The following is an 18,926-nucleotide window of genomic DNA, read 5'->3' on the forward strand; positions in this document are numbered from 1 at the left end:
TAGGCCTTGCCGGCTTTTATTCTGTTTATTTCTGGTTCAGCGGCACGATGGAGGGCTCCTGGTCAGGCCCGGCATACAGCCGGAAGTGCCCCCGCCCCGCACGCTTGGCCGCGTACATGGCCATATCGGCACTGCGGGACAGCTCTTCGAAATTGCTCCCGTGCTGGGGGAAAAGCGCAATGCCGCCGCTCAGACCGATCTGCCGTACTTCGCCCTGCAGATCGAATGGCGGCTGGCATGCCGCCATGATCTTTTGCGACACCAGGCAGGCCTGGTCGGCATTGTCCAGTTTGGGCAGCAGCACGACGAACTCGTCGCCCCCCTGGCGGCACACCGTGTCGGAATGCCGGACCGCGGCCTTGAAGCGGCGGGCGACCTGCACCAGCAGCATGTCGCCGGCATCGTGGCCGAGCGTGTCGTTGACCTGCTTGAACCCGTCCAGGTCGATGTACATCAGCGCCATGCTCCGGTGGTCACGCAACGCATGCGCGATGGCTTGCTGTGCGCGGTCCTGCAGCAGCACCCGATTGGGCAGGTCGGTCAGCACGTCGTACTGGGCCAGGTGGGCCATGCGGCGCGACATCTCCATGGCTTCCGTCACGTCGCGCAGCACCATCACGGTGCCGGTGACGTGGCCGTGCCGGTCGGTGATGGGGCTGACCGTTTTTTCGATGTCGATACGCCGCCCGTCGCGGCACTGCAGCACCACGCCGCGCTCGGAAGGCTGGGCCTTGCCCTCGGCCAATGCCTTGCGGGTGGGGCTGAGGCCGCCCTCGTTGCCTGCCTGATGCAAGGGAACCACGTCGTCGATGTCCGACCCCGCCGCGTGAAAGGCTTGCCAACCCGTCATCTTCTCGGCCACAGGGTTGATGTAGGTGACTTTGCCCTCGGCATCGGTGCAGATGACCGCATCGCCGATGGACTGCAGCGTCAGCCGGATCAGTTCCTTTTCCTCGAACAGCAGGTCTTCCATGCGCTTGCGATCAGTCAGGTCGTCGATCTGCACGAAGATGCCCTGCACCTCCTCGCCGTCCTTGTCCGGGATGTACGACACCAGGGTGTGGCGTACCTCGCCGGAGGGCAGCGGCATGGTGCGCTCGAACACCTGCTTGTGGCCTTGGAGCGCTTGCTGGATATGCGTCAGCGCATGTTGGTAGGTATCCCGGTCGAGCACGTCCAGCAGCTTCACGTTGGGCATGCGCTCCGGCGAGACGCCCAGCCAGTCCATGTAGGCCTGGTTGGCAAAGCGGTTGTGCTGGTTCTTGTCCCAGTAGCTCACCAGCGAGGGCAGGTTGTCGAGAATGGTGCGCGTATCGTGCTCGGCTTGCTTGAGCTGGGCTTCGATGGCCTGGCGGCGCTGCAGCTCGCGCGCGAACAGGACGGACAGGCCCAGGCAGGCGGCCATCAGCAAAATCGCGAAGGCGCCCAGCACTTTGGCGCTGGCGCGCCATTTGGCCAGGATGGTGTCGGCCGATTGCCCCACGCTCACCGCCAGGGGGTAGCCCCCGATGCGGCGAAAGGTGTGCAGGCGCTCGGTGTTGTCCTGCGGGTCCTGGGCGGTGTAGCTGCCGCTGTCCATCTTTTGCAGCCGTGCCAGCAGGCTCACGTCGTCCATCGGCTGGCCCACGTCTTTCTCTTCGTAGGGAAAGCGCGCGATGGTCGTGCCGTCCCGGGTGCTCCACAGCTCCACTCGGCTCAGCGGCCCGACGTCGATGGATGCGAACAATTCCTTGAAGTAATTGATCCTGACGGTGCCCACCACCACGCCGCCGAAACTGCCATCGCTGCGAAAGTAGGCGCGGCTGATGGGCAGGCTGTACGTGCCCGACACGCGGCCCTGGATGGGCTTGCCGACGTAGGCCCCTTCATGCGGGGCCAGCGTGTGGACCTGGAAATAATCCCGGTCCGCCAAGTTGAGGTTGATCGGTTCCAGGCTGGTGGACCGCATCACCACATTGCCTTCGGCATCCAGCACCGCCACCGCCCCCAAGCCTGGCGTGTCCAGCGAATGGTCGAAAAGGAACGTGTTGCGCATCTGCGCGTTCAGGCTCGGCAAGCCGGGGTCTGACAGGCTCTTGACCACGCCCATCAGCGAGTAGTCGAAGCCTTTGAGCGTGCGCTCGATATTTTGCTCGACCGTGCGTGCCAGGCTGCTGTTGGTGTGCAGCGCATACGACCAGGCGTCGTCGCGGATCGTGAGGATCGCTCGTACGAACAGCGCGCCGATGCCTGCCGACAGCACAAGGGCCAGCAGGACGAGTCGATGGGGCGAGATCTGGGGCATGGCGCATGGCAGCCGGCAGGGCTGCCGGCCGGAACTGCGCTATTACATTACTTTACCGAGGAATCCGCGGGTTGAGAGAACAAATCCCAGGTGGCGATGAAAAGGGCGGCGATCACCGGGCCGATCACGAAGCCCGTCAGCCCGAACAGCGCCATGCCGCCCAAGGTGGAGATGAGAACGATGTAGTCCGGCATCTTCGTGTCCTTGCCCACCAGCACCGGGCGCAGTGCGTTGTCCACCAGCCCGATCACGCAGACGCAGAAAGCCACCAGTACCGACCCCTGCCAGATGGCGCCGGTCGCGAAGAAATAGATGGCCACCGGACCCCAGATCAGGCCGGCGCCAATGGCGGGCAGCAGCGACAGGAAGGCCATCAGCACGCCCCAGAGGATGGGGCCCTGGATGCCCAGGATCCAGAAGATTCCGCCACCCAGCGCACCCTGGACTGCCGCGACCACGATGTTGCCCTTGACGGTGGCCCGGATCACCGTGGTGAACTTGCTGGCCAGCTGGCGCTTGTGTTCTTCGTCGAGCGGGACCGCCTGCCGGATGCGGTTGACCAGCGAACTGCCGTCGCGCACCAGGAAGAACAGCAGATACAGCATGATGCCGAAGCTCACGATGAACTGCAGCGTGTTCTGGCCCACGTCCAGCGCCTTCGTCGCCAGGAACTGGCCGGCTTGAACGGCCACGGACGACAGCTTGGCCTCGATCTCGGCGGCCGAGGTGAGGTTGAAGCGGTCCAGCAAACCCAGCAGCCACGAGGGCAGGGCGCCCAGCACCTGCTGCACGTAGGCGCCGAAGTTCAGTTGCCCCGACTTCATGCGTTCATAAATCAGCCCGGCCTCCTGAACCAGCGAAATGCTGATGAAGGTCATGGGCAGGATCACGATCACCAGGCACAGTCCGAGCGTGCACAGGGCCGCCAGGTTGCGCCGTCCGCGCATGCGGCGCAGCAGCCGCCGATGCAGTGGCGTAAAAAGGATCGCCAGGATGACGCCCCAGAAAACCGCTCCGTGGAATGGCCAGAGGATGGCTAAAAACGCGACAGTCACCGCGATGAGAAGAAGCAGCAGGGTGCGGCTCTGAAGGGTGGGTGAGTTCATAGAGACGGTTGCAGATGATGGGGAAATGTAAGCGACGTCGATGACGCGGCGGCGAAGGAACACGCGCTTACGCCGTGTAGGGCTCGCTCTTGGGCGTTCGGTGGCACAATGGCGCCCGCACCCCCGGCCCTTCCCCAGCCACAGTCGCATCCGCCAATCGGTTCAGCCGTGTCGCGGAAGGTTTCACCCACCAGCTAATGCTTCCCTCAGGGAAGCGGAGGTCAGCGGAATATGAGCGATACGACATCCGTATACCAAGCCTACCAAGGCAACACCTATCTTTTCGGCGGCAATGCGCCTTATGTCGAAGAGATGTACGAGAACTACCTCGTCAACCCCGGCAGCGTGCCCGACACGTGGCGCGAATACTTCGACGCCTTGCAGCATGTGCCTGCCGTCGATGGCTCGAACGCCAAGGATGTGCCCCACCTGCCCGTGGTCAACGCCTTTGCCGAGCGCGCCAAGCAAGGCGGCACGAAGGTCGTTGGCGCCACCAGCGCCGACTCCGAAATGGGCCGCAAGCGCACCGCCGTCCAGCAACTGATCTCCGCCTACCGCAATGTCGGCCAACGCTGGGCCGATCTGGACCCTTTGAAGCGCACCGAGCGCCCCGCCATTCCGGAGCTCGAAGCCTCCTTCTACGGCTTCAGCGACGCCGACCAGGAAACGGTGTTCAACACGAGCAACACCTTCTTCGGCAAGGAAGCCATGCCGCTGCGCGAGCTGATCAACGCGCTGCGCGAAACGTATTGCGGCTCCATCGGCGTCGAGTACATGTACGCCACCGACCAGAATCAAAAGCGCTGGTGGCAAGAAAAGCTCGAGACCATCCGCAGCAAGCCGACGTTCGGTCCCGACAAGAAAAAGCACATCCTGGACCGCCTCACGGCCGCTGAAGGCCTGGAGCGCTTCCTCCACACCAAGTACGTCGGCCAAAAGCGCTTCTCGCTCGAAGGCGGCGAAAGCTTCATCGCCGCCATGGATGAACTCATCCAGGCCGCTGGCTCCAAGGGCGTTCAGGAAATCGTGATCGGCATGGCCCACCGCGGCCGCCTGAACGTGCTGGTGAACACGCTGGGCAAGATGCCCAAGGACCTGTTCGCCGAGTTCGACCACACCGCTCCGGAAGAACTGCCTGCCGGCGACGTGAAGTACCACCAGGGCTTCAGCTCCGACGTCAGCACCCCTGGCGGCCCGGTGCACCTGTCGCTGGCCTTCAACCCTTCCCACCTGGAAATCGTGAACCCCGTCGTGGAAGGTTCGGTGCGCGCCCGCATGGACCGCCGCGCCGACCCGCATGGCAAGCAGGTGCTGCCCGTGCTGGTGCACGGCGATGCGGCTTTCGCCGGCCAGGGCGTCATCCAGGAAACGCTGGCGCTGGCCCAGACCCGTGGCTATTCCACGGGCGGCACGGTGCACATCGTCATCAACAACCAGATCGGCTTCACGACCTCCGACCCGCGCGACAGCCGCTCCACGCTGTACTGCACGGACGTGGTCAAGATGATCGAATCGCCCGTGCTGCACGTGAACGGCGACGATCCCGAAGCCGTCGTGTTCGCCACCCAGCTCGCCCTGGAATTCCGCATGGAGTTCCAGAAGGACGTGGTCGTGGACATCATCTGCTTCCGCAAGCTGGGCCACAACGAGCAGGACACCCCCGCGCTCACCCAGCCGCTGATGTACAAGACGATCGGTGCACACCCCGGCACCCGCAAGCTGTATGCCGACAAGCTGGCCACGCAGGGCCTGGGCGAAACCTTGGGCGACGACATGTCCAAGGCGTACCGCGCCGCCATGGACGCGGGCAAGCACACGGTCGATCCCGTGCTGACCAACTTCAAGAGCAAGTACGCGGTGGACTGGAGCCCCTTCCTGGGCAAGAAGTGGACCGATGCCGGCGACACCGCCATCCCGCTGGCCGAGTGGAAGCGTCTGTCCGAGAAGATCACCACCATCCCTGAAGGCGTGACGCCCCACCAACTGGTCAAGAAGGTGTACGACGACCGCGCCGCCATGGGCCGTGGCGACATTCCCGTGGACTGGGGCATGGGCGAGCACATGGCTTTCGCCTCGCTGGTGGCCAGCGGCTTCCCCGTGCGCCTGTCGGGCGAGGATTGCGGCCGCGGCACGTTCACTCACCGCCACTCGGTCATCCATGACCAAAAGCGCGAGAAGTGGGACACGGGCACCTATGTGCCGTTGCAGAACGTGAGCGAGAACCAGGCACCGTTCGTCGTGATCGACTCCATCCTGTCCGAGGAGGCGGTGCTGGGCTTCGAATACGGCTATGCCTCCAACGATCCCAACACGCTCGTGATCTGGGAAGCGCAGTTCGGCGACTTCGCCAACGGCGCGCAGGTCGTGATCGACCAGTTCATCGCCTCCGGCGAAGTGAAGTGGGGCCGCGTGAACGGCATCACGCTGATGCTGCCGCACGGCTACGAAGGCCAGGGCCCCGAGCACAGCTCGGCACGCCTGGAGCGCTTCATGCAGTTGTCCGCCGACGCCAACATGCAGGTGGTGCAGCCCACCACCGCCAGCCAGATCTTCCACGTGCTGCGCCGCCAGATGGTCCGCCACCTGCGCAAGCCGCTGATCATCATGACCCCGAAGTCGCTGCTGCGTAACAAGGACGCGACCTCGCCGCTGTCCGAGTTCACCAAGGGCAGCTTCCAGACGGTGATCCCGGAGCAGAACGAAGCCATCGAGAAGAAGGCCGACAAGGTCAAGCGCGTCATCGCCTGCTCGGGCAAGGTGTACTACGACCTGGTCAAGAAGCGCGAAGAGAAAGAAGCCGACGACGTCGTCATCCTGCGCGTGGAACAGCTCTATCCGTTCCCGCACAAGGCTTTCGCTGCCGAGCTGAAGAAGTACCCGAACGCCACCGACATCGTGTGGTGCCAGGACGAGCCGCAGAACCAGGGCGCTTGGTTCTTCGTGCAGCACTACATCCACGAGAACATGCTCGAAGGCCAGAAGCTGGGTTACTCCGGCCGTGCCGCTTCGGCATCGCCCGCGGTGGGCTACTCGCACCTGCATCAGGAGCAGCAAAAGGCACTGGTGGACGGCGCGTTCGCGAAGCTCAAGGGGTTTGTCCTGACCAAGTAAGGCCGGAAACCCGAACACACAAAAAGCAGAAACAATCCCCGAAAGAATTCCCATGGCTATCGTTGAAGTCAAAGTCCCCCAACTGTCCGAATCCGTGGCGGAAGCCACGATGCTCACGTGGAAGAAGAAGGCCGGAGAGGCCGTCGCCATCGATGAAATCCTGATCGAGATCGAAACCGACAAGGTCGTGCTGGAAGTGCCCGCTCCTTCTGCTGGCGTGCTGGCGGAAATCGTGCAGGGCGACGGCGCCACCGTGGTGGCCGAGCAGCTCATCGCCAAGATCGATACCGAAGGCAAGGCCGGCGCAGCCGCTCCTGCCGCGGCAGCAGCCCCCGCCGCCGCTCCTGCGGCGGCTTCGGCACCCGCACCAGCCGCTGCAGCCCCCGCTGCCGCTGGCGGCTCCAAGAGCGACGTGGCCATGCCCGCCGCCGCCAAGCTGCTGGCCGACAACAACCTGTCCGTCTCGGCCGTGGCCGGCACGGGCAAGGATGGCCGCGTGACCAAGGGCGACGTGCTGGGTGCCGTGGCATCGGGCGCCGGCAAGACCGCTGCGGCCGCGCCGAGCGTAATCCCCACCGGCGTGCCCACCAAGGCATTGCCCCAGGTGGCCGCACCCACCGCCAAGGAAGACCTGAGCGGCCGCCCCGAGCAGCGCGTTCCCATGAGCCGCCTGCGCGCCCGCGTGGCCGAGCGCCTGCTGCAGTCGCAATCGACCAACGCCATCCTGACCACGTTCAACGAAGTGAACATGGCTCCGGTGATGGATATGCGCAAGAAGTTCCAGGACGCGTTCACCAAGGAACACGGCGTGAAGATCGGCTTCATGAGCTTCTTCGTGAAGGCGGCCGTGCATGCCTTGAAGAAGTACCCGGTGCTGAACGCCTCGGTCGATGGCAACGACATCGTCTATCACGGCTACTTCGACATCGGCATTGCCGTGGGCTCGCCCCGCGGCCTGGTGGTGCCGATCCTGCGCAACGCCGACCAGATGACGTTCGCCGAGATCGAAAAGAAGATCGCCGAGTTCGGCCAGAAGGCCAAGGACGGCAAGCTGGGCATCGAAGAGATGACCGGCGGCACGTTCTCCATCTCCAATGGCGGCACGTTCGGCTCCATGCTGTCCACGCCCATCATCAACCCGCCGCAGTCGGCCATCCTGGGCGTGCACGCCACCAAGGACCGTGCCGTGGTGGAAAACGGCCAGATCGTCATCCGCCCGATGAACTACCTGGCCATGTCGTACGACCACCGCATCATCGACGGCCGTGAAGCCGTGCTGGGCCTGGTGGCCATGAAGGAAGCGCTGGAAGATCCTTCGCGCCTGCTGTTCGACATCTGATCCCCCTGGATGGACCCGCCCGCGTGGCCCGGCCGTTGGCCGCGCCCGCCGGTGGGTCTTTCTTCAACTGATTGAGTGAGATTGACATGAGCAAACAATTCGACGTGATCGTGATCGGCGGCGGCCCCGGCGGCTACATCGCCGCCATCCGTGCTGCGCAGCTGGGCTTCAACGTGGCCTGCATCGACGAGTGGAAGAACGGCAAGGGCGGCCCCGCACCGGGCGGCACCTGTACCAACGTGGGCTGCATTCCTTCAAAGGCGCTTCTGCAGTCGTCCGAGCATTTCGACCAGGCCAACCACCACTTCGCCGACCATGGCATCGAGGTCAAGGACGTGCGCATGGACGTGGCCAAGATGATCGCCCGCAAGGACAGCGTGGTGAAGCAGAACAACGACGGCATCCTGTACCTGTTCAAGAAGAACAAGATCACGTTCTTCCACGGCCGTGGCTCGTTCGTGAAAGCCGCCGACGGTGGCTATGAAATCCGCGTGGCCGGTGCTGCCGAAGAGTCCATCACGGGCAAGCAAGTCATCTTGGCCACGGGCTCCAACGCCCGCGCGCTGCCCGGCGTGCCGTTCGACGAAGAGTTCATCCTCTCCAACGACGGCGCCCTGCGCATCGGCGAGACGCCCAAGAAGCTGGGCCTGATCGGCGCCGGCGTGATCGGCCTGGAAATGGGTTCGGTCTGGCGCCGCCTGGGTGCCGAAGTGACGGTGCTGGAAGGCCTGCCCACGTTCCTGGGCGCGGTCGATGAGCAGATCGCCAAGGAAGCCAAGAAGGCGTTCGACAAGCAGAACCTCAAGATCGAGCTGGGCGTGAAGATCGGCGAGATCAAGACCGGCAACAAGAGCGTGAGCGTGGCCTACACCAATGCCAAGGGCGAAGCCCAGACGCTGGAGGTGGACAAGCTCATCGTCTCCATCGGCCGCGTGCCGAATACGATCGGCCTTGGGGCCGAGACCATCGGCCTGCAACTGGACGAGCGCGGCGCGATCGTGGTCGATGCCGATTGCAAGACCAACCTGCCGGGCGTGTGGGCGGTGGGCGACGTGGTGCGTGGCCCGATGCTGGCGCACAAGGCCGAGGAAGAAGGCGTGGCGGTGGCCGAGCGCATCGCGGGCCAGCACGGCCATGTGAACTTCAACACCATTCCCTGGGTGATCTACACCAACCCCGAGATCGCATGGGTGGGCCGCACCGAGCAGCAGTTGAAGGCCGACGGCGTGAAGTACAAGGCCGGCACGTTCCCGTTCCTGGCCAACGGCCGCGCCCGCGCGCTGGGCGATACGACCGGCATGGTCAAGTTCCTGGCCGATGCGACGACGGACGAGATCCTGGGCGTGCATATCGTCGGCCCCATGGCCAGCGAACTGATCTCCGAAGCCGTGGTCGCCATGGAGTTCAAGGCCAGCGCAGAAGACATCGCGCGCATCTGCCACGCCCACCCCAGCTTGAGCGAAGCCACCAAGGAAGCGGCCCTGGCCGTGGACAAGCGCACGCTGAACTTCTGATCCCGAGACTTTGGGTAAAAATGGCTATCCGCGCATGAAACACTAGGGCGGATAGCTATATTTTTTATAGCGTTGGGAGTGTGCGTGTGAATGTGAAGCAGGCGTATGAGGCGGAGCTGGCCAGCAAGGGCTACCAAAGCGATCCGGCCCAGTTGCGTGCCGTCGAGGCGTTGCAGCGGTGTGCCGACGAGTGGGCGCTGTACAAGGAGCGCCGTTCCAACGCCTTGAAGAAGCTCATCAACCGGCCCGAGGTGCCGCGCGGCGTGTACATGTACGGCGGCGTGGGGCGGGGCAAGAGCTTTCTCATGGACTGCTTTTTCAACGCCGTGCCCATCCGCCGCAAGGTGCGGCTGCACTTTCATGAATTCATGCGCGAAGTGCACCGCGAGTTGGCGGGGCTGCAAGGCACCGTCAATCCCCTGGACGTGCTGGGCGAGCGCATTTCCAAGCGCTACAAGCTCATCTGCTTTGACGAGTTCCATGTGGCGGACATCACCGACGCGATGATCCTGCACCGCCTGCTGGCGGCGTTGTTCGAAAACGGCGTGGGTTTTGTCACCACCTCCAATTTCCAGCCCGACGGGTTGTACCCCGGCGGGCTGCACCGCGACCGCATCCTGCCTGCCATCGAACTGCTGAACCAGCGGATGGAAGTGGTCAACGTGGACAACGGCACCGACTACCGCCGGCGCACGCTGGAGATGGTCCGGCTGTACCACACGCCGCTGGGGCCCCAGGCCGATGCGGAAATGTCCGAAGCCTTCGACCAACTGGCCGAAGTGCGCGATGAAGACCCGGTGCTGCACATCGAGGCGCGCGAGATCCGGGCGCGCCGCAAGGCGGGCGGTGTGGTCTGGTTCGATTTCAGCGTGCTGTGCGGTGGCCCGCGCTCGCAGAACGACTACCTGGAAATCGCCACGCAGTTCCACACCGTGCTGTTGTCTGACGTGCCCCACATGCCCGTGTCGATGGCGTCGCCGGCCCGGCGCTTCACGTGGCTGGTGGACGTGCTGTACGACCGGCGCGTCAAGCTCATCCTTTCCGCGGCCGTGCCGCCGGAAGAGCTGTACACCGAAGGCCCGCTGGCCCATGAGTTTCCCCGCACCGTGTCCCGCCTGAACGAAATGCAGTCCAAGGAATTCCTGGACCTGGAGCGGCGCGTGGTGGACACCGGACTGACGTAACCCCTTTGCTCACCATGCCCTCTTTCCAACGCCTTTTCCTCGCTGCCGCGCTGGGGCTCGCCTCCACGCTGGCAGCGGCCCAGTCACCGGTGGCCGCATCGCGCGCCGCCGCCGATGTCGCCCAGGCCGAGCGCCGTGCCGAGCGCGACCAGATCCAGCGCGACCGCCGCGCCCTTGAGGCCCGGCGCGTGAAGGAAGAGGGTGTTTGCTACCAGCGCTTTGCTGTCGAGGACTGCCTGGTGGGCGTGCGCGCCCAGGTGCGCGATCAGGAAACCGCCCTGCGGCAACGCGAATTGGCCATCAACGATGCCGAGCGCCGCGAAAAGGCCGCTCTGCGCGTGCAGTCGATCGAGCAAAAGCAGCAGGAGCAACGCCAGAAGCTCGAAGCCGGCGAACGCCCGGCGCCCATGCAGGCGGCCTCCCGCGCCCAGGCGCAAGCCCAGGGCCGTGCGGAGCGCGAGCACGACGCGCAGCAACGCGCCGCGCAGCAGCATTCGCGTGAGCAGACGCACGACGCCGCCAAGGCGGAGCGGGCGGCGGCGCAGCCCGGCCACATTTCCGAGGCACGTGCCCGGTACGAGGCCAAGCAGAAGGCTGCCCAGGAGCGGCGCGAAAAGCACGAAAAGGCGCGGGCCGATGCCCAAGCCCAGGGCCGCAAAGCGCCAGCGGGGCTGCCGCCGCCACCTCCCGCGCCGCCGGCAAGCATTGCCCCTTGAGGGCTCGCAGGGCAGGGGTAGCCACCGAGTGGTGGGCTCGCTCGCCGCCTGTTTCAGCGAACGAGCCGGGCCGGTTTTTTCTCTTCCGCCAGCGCTTCGATTTTCACGATGGCGAGCGACAGGTTGTCTCCGCCCCCGCGCGCCCGCGTGCGGGCTTTCTCGATGAGGAATTCCGTGGCCTCTCGCGGTGACAGGGAGTCCACCACCGAGGCCAGCTCCGTGGGCGAAAAATAGTGCCACACGCCGTCGCTGCACGCCAGCAGCACATCGCCGGGCAACAGCTGTGCAATCGTGTGCTGGGCCACCGGCGGATCGCTCTCGGTGCCCAGGCAGCCCACCAGGATGTTGGAGTGCGGATGGGTGTTGGCCTCGGCCTCGGTGATTTCGCCGCGGTCCACCAGGGCCTGCACATAGGAATGGTCGCTGGTGCGGTAGGCCAGTCGCGCGCCCTGGAAGTGGTAGATGCGCGAATCGCCTGCATGTGCCCAATGGCAGTCGCCCCGCGGGTTGATGATGAACGCCGCCACCGTGCTGTGGGGTTCCTGCTCGGCGGAGATGGCGGTGAGGCGGATCACGATATGCGCCTCTTCCACCATGTGTTTGAGCATCGCCGCGGTGTCGTCTGAATCCGGCGAATAGCGCTCGAACCACTGCCGCGCCGTCAGCATCACCTGGTCTGACGCTTTGCGGCCCCCGCTACGTCCCCCCATGCCATCTGCCACGACACCGAGCACGCAGCCGTTGTAGCGGGGGTGCGCAATCAGCGCGACCTGGTCTTGCTGGTATTCGCGATCGCCTTTGTGGATGCCGGTTGACGCAGTGAGGCGAAACGGTTTGGTCATGGCGGAAATGGTGGAGGGCGCGGGCCGGCCGGAGGGTCGGGCGAAGCACGTATTATCGGGCGCCCTCTGGCGTTTTTGCCATGCGACGCCTCTCCTTCCTCCTTTCCTTGCGCTGCCTTGTTTACTCCCCGTCCGACCTCGCCCCAATGATGCGGCCTGTGGCGGTCACCCGTGAGCGAAAGCCGAGATGACCGGCATGGACCTGCCCCGCATCGAATCGCTCGTCCACGCAGTGCAGGCCGCATTCGAGGAGGGCGGCGTGCTGTCGCTGGCCCAGGCGCATTTTTCGCCCCGGGCCGGCCAGACCGAGATGGCGCTGGCCGTGGCCGAAACCATCGAGCAAGGGGGCGCGCTGGTGGTGGAGGCGGGTACGGGCGTCGGCAAGACGTTTTCGTACCTCGTGCCGGCGTTGCTCAGCGGGGAGCGGGTGTTGGTATCCACCGCCACCAAAGCGCTGCAGGACCAGTTGTTCGCACGCGACTTGCCCCGCCTGGTGGATGCGCTCGCGTTGCCGGTGCGTACCGCCTTGCTCAAAGGGCGGGCCAGCTATCTTTGCCTTCATCGAATGGAGTTGGCCCGCCAGGACGGTGCCGCCCACGATGCGGCTGTGGCGCGGGTATTGGCCCGTGTGGAAACCTGGTCACAAGGCACGGTGAGCGGCGACCTGGCCGAGTTGCCGGGGCTGGACGAGCGCTCGCCTGTCATTGCGTTGGTCACGTCCACGCGCGAGAACTGCCTGGGCTCGCCGTGCCCGCGTTTTCGCGCCTGCCATGTGCACCGTGCCCGGCGCGAGGCTTTGGCCGCCGATGTCGTGGTGATCAACCACCACCTCTTTTTTGCCGATCAGGCCGTGCGCGATTCCGGCATGGCCGAACTGCTGCCCTCCGTGCGCGTCGTGGTCTTCGACGAGGCGCACCAGTTAAACGAAACCGGCGTGCAGTTCATGGGCCGACAAGCCTCCACCGCGCAATTGCTGGATTTTTCGCGCGACGTGATGGCTGCGGGCCTGCAGTTTGCCCGCGGACTGGCCGATTGGCTGGCGGTGGCCGCCGCGCTGGACCGCGCCGCCCGCGACCTGCGCCTGGCCGCAGGCCGTGCCCCGGCGGGGGCGCGGCTGCGCTGGATGGGCGAGGTGCCCGACGGGGTGGACCCTGGCGAGTGGCATGCGGCCATGCACCAGGTGGTCAGCGCGTGCCGCACGGCCCTGGCGGCCCTGGACACTGTGAGCGAGATCGCTCCGGACTTCGTGCGCCTGCATGGCCGCGCGGTCCAGATCATGGAGCGCATGGACGGCTTTTCCCAGCCCTGCGGTGCAGATGCCGTCCGGTGGGTGGATGTGGCGGCCGCGCTCCGGCTGGTGGAGGCGCCGCTGGACATTGCGGGCCCGATGCGGGCCCTGTGGCACCTGCCTTCCGGCGAAACTGCTGCTGCCGAGGCATCCGCCTGGGACGAACAAGCGCATGGGCAAGAAGAGGAAACGGGTGCCAGGCGATCGCAGGGCAAGCCCCGTGCCTGGATCTTCACCTCGGCCACACTGGGGGATGACGCGACCTTGCGCTGGTTCACCGAGCCCTGCGGTTTGCAGGACGCGCGCATTCTGAGGGTGGAAAGCCCATTCGACTATGCATCGCAGGCGGCTTTCCATGTGCCTTTGGCGTTGCCCAAGCCTTCCGACCCTGCCCACAGCGCTGCATTGGCAGCGTGGGTGGGCGATGCGGTTCTGGTGCTGGGCGGGCGTACCCTGGTGCTCACCACCACGCTCAAGGCCTTGCGTGCCATCGGCGAGGCGCTCCAGTCCCGATTCGCTGGCGAGCCCGGCATCGAAGTGCTGGTGCAGGGCCAGTGGCCCAAGCGGCGGCTGATGGAGCGGTTCCGCGAGGGCGCGTCCGAGGGGCGGGCCGGGTGCGTGCTGGTCGCGTCAGCCACGTTCTGGGAAGGGTTCGACGTGCCGGGCGAGGCCCTGCAACTGGTGGTGATCGACAAGCTGCCGTTTCCGCCACCGGGTGATCCGCTGGTGGAGGCGCGCTCCCAGCGGCTGGAACAGGCCAAACGCAGCGCCTTCCGGTACTTTTCGCTGCCGGAGGCAGCGATCACCCTCAAGCAGGGCGCGGGGCGGTTGATTCGCAGCGAAACCGACCGGGGCGTGCTGGTGGTGGCCGACACCCGCCTGGTCGAAATGGGCTATGGCAAGCGCCTGTTGTCGGCCTTGCCCCCGATGCGCCGCCTTCAGACGGCGCAGGAATTCGATGCAGCGCTGCGCGCGCTCACCACACCTTCCACCATGGCTCCGACTTGGCCTTGAGGCCTTCGCGGTTCAACTCGCTCTGCGGATAGGAGCTTGCCATCACGCGCTGCGCGTCGTCGCGCAACTGGGTCATGCCCAACGCATCGTAGGACTTGACCAGGATGTACAGGGCCTCTTCCAGGGCCGGCACTTCCTTGTAGTCGGCCAGGGCGATCTGGGCACGGCTGATGGCCGCCACGTAGGCTCCGCGCTCGTAGTAGTAGCGGGCCACGTGCACTTCGTACTGCGCCAGGGAATTGACGATATAGGTCATGCGCTGGCGCGAATCCTGGGCGTAGCGCGAATCCGGGAACCGCGTGGTCAGTTCGCGGAAGGATTCGAACGAATCCTTGGCGGCCTTCTGGTCGCGCTCGGACAGGTCTTGGCGCGACAGCCAGGAGAACAGGCCCAGGTTGTCGTTGAAGTTGACCAGGCCCTTCAGGTACAGCGCGTAGTCATAGGCGGGGCTGGCAGGGTGCAGCTTCATGAAGCGGTCCAGCGTGGCGATGGCCTGGGCTTTTTCGCCGGCCTTGTACTGGGCGTAGGCCTTTTCCAGCTGGGCTTGCTGTGCCAGCGGCGTGCCGGCAGCGCGGCCTTCGAGCTTCTCCAGCAAAGGCACGGCCTTGTCGAAGCCGCCGCTGTTGAGCTCGTCGCGGGCTTCTGAGTAGATGCGATTGGGACTCCAGCCGGCGGTCTTGTCTTCGGGGGTGCTGGAGCAGCCCGCCATCAGGCTGGCGGCCAGCAGGGCGGACAACAGGGGCAGGGGAAAACGCGGCATGGAGGCAGCTTTCAGGCAATAGAAGGGCATCGGTTCCCGATTCCGATCAGATGAGCCGGGAAGGCCACAGGGGCTTGCCGCGGCGATCGGGCAAGTGCCGGATTGTACCGGCGCGCCAGCCGATAGCCTGAACGAAACGCCGGGGCTCTGGCGCGGGGCCGGGAGGCTGGCGTTCCTACAATACCCGCCATGTTTGTTCATTTGCGCCTGCACACCGAATTTTCCGTCGTCGACGGCACCAACCGCATCGATGAGGTGGCCAAGGCGGCCGCCAAGGACGGCCAGCCCGCCCTGGCGATCACCGACCTCAGCAACCTTTTCGGCGCCATCAAGTTCTACAAGGAAACGCGGGGCAAGGGCGTCAAGCCCGTGCTGGGGGCCGAAGTGTTCGTCGAACCCGAGGAGCCCGGCAATCCCCCGTCCCGCATCATCTTGTTGGTGCAGGGCAAGCAGGGATACCTGAACCTGTCGGAACTGCTCGCCCGTGCCTGGACGCGCAATGTGGTCAAGAATCAGCCCGTCTGCACCTGGGCCTGGCTGGAAGAGCTGGGGGAGGGGCTCATCGCGCTGGCAGGCGCCCAGGCCGGCCCGGTGGGGCAGGCGATCGTCAAGGGCGACGACGCCGGCGCGGCGCGGCTGGCACTGCGTTTGGCCGGGTTGTTTCCGCATCGCTTCTATCTGGAGATCCAGCGCGCGGGCCGGCCCGATGACGAGGCGCATGTGGTCTCGGCCGTGCAACTGGCCGCCCGGCTGAACCTGCCCGTGGTCGCGACCCATCCCGTGCAGTTCGCCACGGCCGACGACTACGAGGCCCATGAGGCGCGCGTCTGCATTTCCGAAGGCGAAATCCTGGGCAACCAGCGGCGGGTGCGCAAGTTCACGCGCGAGCAGTATTTCAAATCCAGCGCGCAGATGGAGGCGCTGTTCGCCGACGTGCCGTCCGCGATCGCCAATACGCTGGAGATCGCCAAGCGCTGCAACCTCACGCTGGTGCTGGGCAAGCCGCAACTGCCGGACTTTCCGACCCCGGGCGGCATGCCCATCGACGAGTACTTCCGGGTGGCGTCGCTGGAAGGGCTGGAAGAGCGCCTGGCGCACCTGTACCCCAAGGAGGCAGAGCGCGACAAGGAGCGTCCGCGCTACCTGGAGCGGCTGGAGTTCGAGATCAACACCATCCTGAAGATGGGGTTTCCGGGCTACTTCCTGATCGTGGGGGACTTCATCCAGTGGGCCAAGAGCAATGGCTGCCCGGTGGGGCCGGGCCGGGGTTCCGGTGCGGGCTCGCTGGTGGCCTATGCGCTCAAGATCACCGACCTGGACCCGCTGCAATACAACCTGCTGTTCGAGCGGTTCCTGAACCCCGAGCGGGTGTCGATGCCCGACTTCGACATCGATTTCTGCCAGTCCAACCGCGACCGCGTGATCGACTACGTGAAGGACAAGTACGGCAAGGATGCCGTGAGCCAGATCGCCACGTTCGGCACCATGGCCGCCAAGGCGGCCATCCGCGACGTGGGCCGGGTCATGGACATGAGCTACACGTTCTGCGACGGCATTTCCAAGCTCGTGCCGGGCAAGCCCGGCATGTCGTACACGCTGCAGTACCCTCCCAACCCCAAGAAGGAAGGCGACAAGAACAACTACGCGCTGGAGCTGGAGCCGCTGCTGGCCGAGCGCGTGCAGAAGGAAGAAGACGTCAAGACCATCATCGAGATGGCGCAAAAGCTCGAGGGCATGACCCGCAACATCGGCATGCACGCCGGGGGCGTGCTGATCGCCCCGGGCAAGCTCACCGATTTTTGCCCCCTGTACCAGCAGCCGGGCAGCGATTCGGCCGTGAGCCAGTACGACAAGGACGATGTGGAGGCCATCGGCCTCGTGAAGTTCGACTTCTTGGGCCTGGCCACGCTCACCATCCTGGAGATCGCCAAGGAGTTCATCGTCAAGCGCCACAAGGGCCAGGAGAACTTCACGTTCGAGAACATTCCGCTGGACGATGCGCGCACCTACCAGTTGTTCTCCGACGGCAAGACCGAGGCCGTGTTCCAGTTTGAAAGCCGCGGCATGCAGGGCATGCTCAAGGAGGCGCGTCCCAGCCGGCTGGAAGACCTGATCGCCCTGAACGCGCTGTACCGGCCGGGTCCGATGGACCTGATTCCCAGCTTCGTGAACCGCAAGCACGGCAAGGAGGTGGTGGAGTACCCCCATCCGCTGGTCGAGAAGGTGCTGTCGGAAACCTACGGGATCATGGTGTACCAGGAGCAGGTGATGCAGACCGCCCAGGTGCTGGGCGGCTACTCGCTCGGCGGCGCCGACATGTTGCGCCGCGCCATGGGCAAGAAAAAGGCCGAGGAAATGGCCGAGCACCGCGAGATCTTCCGTGCGGGCGCGGCCAAGCAGAACATCAGCCAGGAGAAGGCCGACGAGGTGTTCGACCTGATGGAAAAGTTCGCGGGGTACGGCTTCAACAAGTCGCACGCGGCGGCCTACTCGCTGCTGGCCTACCAGACCGGCTGGCTCAAGGTGCACTACACGGCCGAGTTCTTCTGCGCCAACATGACGGTGGAAATGGATGACACCGACAAGCTCAAGGTGCTGTTCGAAGACGCCATGAAAAAGTTCGGGCTGACGTTCGAGCCGCCGGATGTGAACCGGGGCATGTACCGGTTCGAGCCGGTCACGGATAAGGTCATCCGCTACGGGCTGGGCGCCATCAAGGGAACGGGGCAGCAGGCCATCGAGGCCATCGTCGCGGCCCGGGAAGGGCGGGGCGCAGGGCCACGCGGCGATACCAAAGGGCCGTTCACCAGCCTGTTCGACTTCTGCGTCCGCGTGGACCGCACGCGCTTGAACAAGCGCACGCTGGAGGCGCTCATCAAGGCGGGCGCCTTCGACGCCATGAACATGAACCGGGCCTCGCTCGTCGCCTCGATCGACCGGGCCTTCGACTTCGCGAATGCCACGCTGGCCAATGCCAACCAGGGCGGCCTGTTCGACATGATGGGCGAAGATGCCCATGGCTCCAGCACCCAGGAGCCCGCGCTCGTCGAGATGGTGCCCTGGGGCGTGAAAGAGCGCCTCACGCAGGAAAAAACCGCCGTGGGCTTCTACCTGTCGGGCCACCTGTTCGATGAGGTGGCCAGCGAGGTGCGCCGTTTCGTGCGCACGCAGATCGAAGAACTGCTCGACAGCCGCGAGCCCCAGATCCTGGCCGGCATCATCAGCGACTTCCGGGTGATCAACGGGCAACGCGGCCGGCTGGCCTTGTTCAAGCTGGACGACAAATCAGCCACCATCGAAGCCTCGGCGGACGAGAACGTGGTCAACGCCCACCGGGACATGCTGAAGGACGACGAATTCGTGGTCATGAGCGGGCGTTTGCAGCTCGACCATTTCAGCGGCGGCTTGCGGGTGAAGGTGCAGCAGGTCTGGGACTTGGCCGCTGCGCGGGCCAAATTCGGGCGCTACCTGCAGGTCGCCATCGGCGACACGGCGCCGGACGTGCAACGTCTGGTGCGCGAGTTTCCGCCGCGCCGGCAGGAAACCGAGCAGGGCGAGGTGCTGGTGCATGGCCTTCGTGTGCGCATGGGCGTGCGCTGCCAGGCCGGCCAAGGCCAGGCGGTGGCGGAATTGCAGCTAGGCGAGGGCAGCCGCTTCTTCCCCTCCGACGCCGCTTTGGCGGCCTGGAGCGCCCAGGCCGGCACCGGTTCGGTCAATGTGGTGTACGACGCAGGCTGACCCGGCGCAGATGAGGCTTGAAACACCGTT

Annotated in this window: 11 protein-coding genes; 7 read left to right on the top strand and 4 right to left on the bottom strand. The window is 65.2% G+C overall.

Going from position 1 to position 18,926, the window contains the following annotated elements; genetic code table 11:
- Positions 1-25 precede the first annotated feature (25 nt).
- Both M5C98_RS09295 and M5C98_RS09300 read right to left on the bottom strand, forming a co-directional pair.
- Complete coding sequence (locus M5C98_RS09295; RefSeq protein ID WP_272552337.1) at positions 26-2,284, bottom strand: diguanylate cyclase domain-containing protein; 2,259 nt, start codon at positions 2,282-2,284, stop codon at positions 26-28.
- 47 nt (positions 2,285-2,331) lie between these two features.
- Positions 2,332-3,390 (bottom strand): AI-2E family transporter, encoded by a 1,059-nt coding sequence (locus M5C98_RS09300; protein ID WP_272552338.1) that lies wholly within the window; start codon positions 3,388-3,390, stop codon positions 2,332-2,334.
- A 231-nt stretch (positions 3,391-3,621) separates the two neighbouring features.
- Between M5C98_RS09300 and M5C98_RS09305 the strand changes: the two genes are divergently transcribed.
- The 5 genes from M5C98_RS09305 (at position 3,622) to M5C98_RS09325 (ending at position 11,254) form a co-directional block, all read left to right on the top strand.
- Positions 3,622-6,501: a 2-oxoglutarate dehydrogenase E1 component gene (locus tag M5C98_RS09305; protein ID WP_272552339.1), complete on the top strand. Its 2,880-nt coding sequence runs from the start codon at positions 3,622-3,624 to the stop codon at positions 6,499-6,501.
- Positions 6,502-6,553: 52 nt separating this feature from the next.
- Complete coding sequence (gene odhB, locus M5C98_RS09310; RefSeq protein WP_272552340.1) at positions 6,554-7,840, top strand: 2-oxoglutarate dehydrogenase complex dihydrolipoyllysine-residue succinyltransferase; 1,287 nt, start codon at positions 6,554-6,556, stop codon at positions 7,838-7,840.
- 86 nt (positions 7,841-7,926) lie between these two features.
- Positions 7,927-9,354: a dihydrolipoyl dehydrogenase gene (gene lpdA, locus M5C98_RS09315; RefSeq protein WP_272552341.1), complete on the top strand. Its 1,428-nt coding sequence runs from the start codon at positions 7,927-7,929 to the stop codon at positions 9,352-9,354.
- 86 nt (positions 9,355-9,440) lie between these two features.
- Positions 9,441-10,538 (top strand): cell division protein ZapE, encoded by a 1,098-nt coding sequence (zapE, locus tag M5C98_RS09320; RefSeq protein ID WP_272552342.1) that lies wholly within the window; start codon positions 9,441-9,443, stop codon positions 10,536-10,538.
- 14 nt (positions 10,539-10,552) lie between these two features.
- Positions 10,553-11,254, top strand: a complete 702-nt coding sequence (locus M5C98_RS09325; protein ID WP_272552343.1) for a hypothetical protein — start codon at positions 10,553-10,555, stop codon at positions 11,252-11,254.
- Between the two features lie 53 nt (positions 11,255-11,307).
- Here M5C98_RS09325 and M5C98_RS09330 read toward each other — a convergent pair whose 3' ends face one another.
- Positions 11,308-12,096 carry a PP2C family protein-serine/threonine phosphatase gene (locus M5C98_RS09330; protein ID WP_272552344.1) on the bottom strand — a complete coding sequence of 263 codons (789 nt, stop codon included), beginning with the start codon at positions 12,094-12,096 and terminating at the stop codon, positions 11,308-11,310.
- Between the two features lie 196 nt (positions 12,097-12,292).
- Between M5C98_RS09330 and M5C98_RS09335 the strand changes: the two genes are divergently transcribed.
- Complete coding sequence (locus M5C98_RS09335; protein ID WP_272552346.1) at positions 12,293-14,398, top strand: ATP-dependent DNA helicase; 2,106 nt, start codon at positions 12,293-12,295, stop codon at positions 14,396-14,398.
- On the opposite strand, the gene M5C98_RS09340 is transcribed toward M5C98_RS09335, so the two are convergent.
- The gene (locus M5C98_RS09340) at positions 14,361-15,158 is read right to left on the bottom strand and encodes an outer membrane protein assembly factor BamD (RefSeq protein ID WP_272552348.1); all 798 of its coding nucleotides are present in this window, start codon (positions 15,156-15,158) and stop codon (positions 14,361-14,363) included. The two genes, M5C98_RS09335 and M5C98_RS09340, sit on opposite strands and share 38 nt — an antisense overlap.
- 189 nt (positions 15,159-15,347) lie before the next feature.
- On the opposite strand from M5C98_RS09340, the gene dnaE reads away from it, so the two are divergent.
- The gene (gene dnaE / locus M5C98_RS09345; RefSeq protein ID WP_272552350.1) at positions 15,348-18,896 is read left to right on the top strand and encodes a DNA polymerase III subunit alpha; all 3,549 of its coding nucleotides are present in this window, start codon (positions 15,348-15,350) and stop codon (positions 18,894-18,896) included.
- Positions 18,897-18,926 lie beyond the last annotated feature (30 nt).

Source organism: Acidovorax sp. NCPPB 3576 (assembly GCF_028473605.1).
Taxonomy (GTDB): Bacteria; Pseudomonadota; Gammaproteobacteria; order Burkholderiales; family Burkholderiaceae_C; genus Paracidovorax.

Coding starts and splice junctions, on each gene's coding strand:
- M5C98_RS09295 (WP_272552337.1), bottom strand. CDS start 2,284: ATGCCCCAGATCTCGCCCCATCGACTCGTCCTGCTGGCCCTTGTGCTG.
- M5C98_RS09300 (WP_272552338.1), bottom strand. CDS start 3,390: ATGAACTCACCCACCCTTCAGAGCCGCACCCTGCTGCTTCTTCTCATC.
- M5C98_RS09305 (WP_272552339.1), top strand. CDS start 3,622: ATGAGCGATACGACATCCGTATACCAAGCCTACCAAGGCAACACCTAT.
- odhB (WP_272552340.1), top strand. CDS start 6,554: ATGGCTATCGTTGAAGTCAAAGTCCCCCAACTGTCCGAATCCGTGGCG.
- lpdA (WP_272552341.1), top strand. CDS start 7,927: ATGAGCAAACAATTCGACGTGATCGTGATCGGCGGCGGCCCCGGCGGC.
- M5C98_RS09325 (WP_272552343.1), top strand. CDS start 10,553: ATGCCCTCTTTCCAACGCCTTTTCCTCGCTGCCGCGCTGGGGCTCGCC.
- M5C98_RS09330 (WP_272552344.1), bottom strand. CDS start 12,096: ATGACCAAACCGTTTCGCCTCACTGCGTCAACCGGCATCCACAAAGGC.
- M5C98_RS09335 (WP_272552346.1), top strand. CDS start 12,293: ATGGACCTGCCCCGCATCGAATCGCTCGTCCACGCAGTGCAGGCCGCA.
- M5C98_RS09340 (WP_272552348.1), bottom strand. CDS start 15,158: ATGCCGCGTTTTCCCCTGCCCCTGTTGTCCGCCCTGCTGGCCGCCAGC.
- dnaE (WP_272552350.1), top strand. CDS start 15,348: ATGTTTGTTCATTTGCGCCTGCACACCGAATTTTCCGTCGTCGACGGC.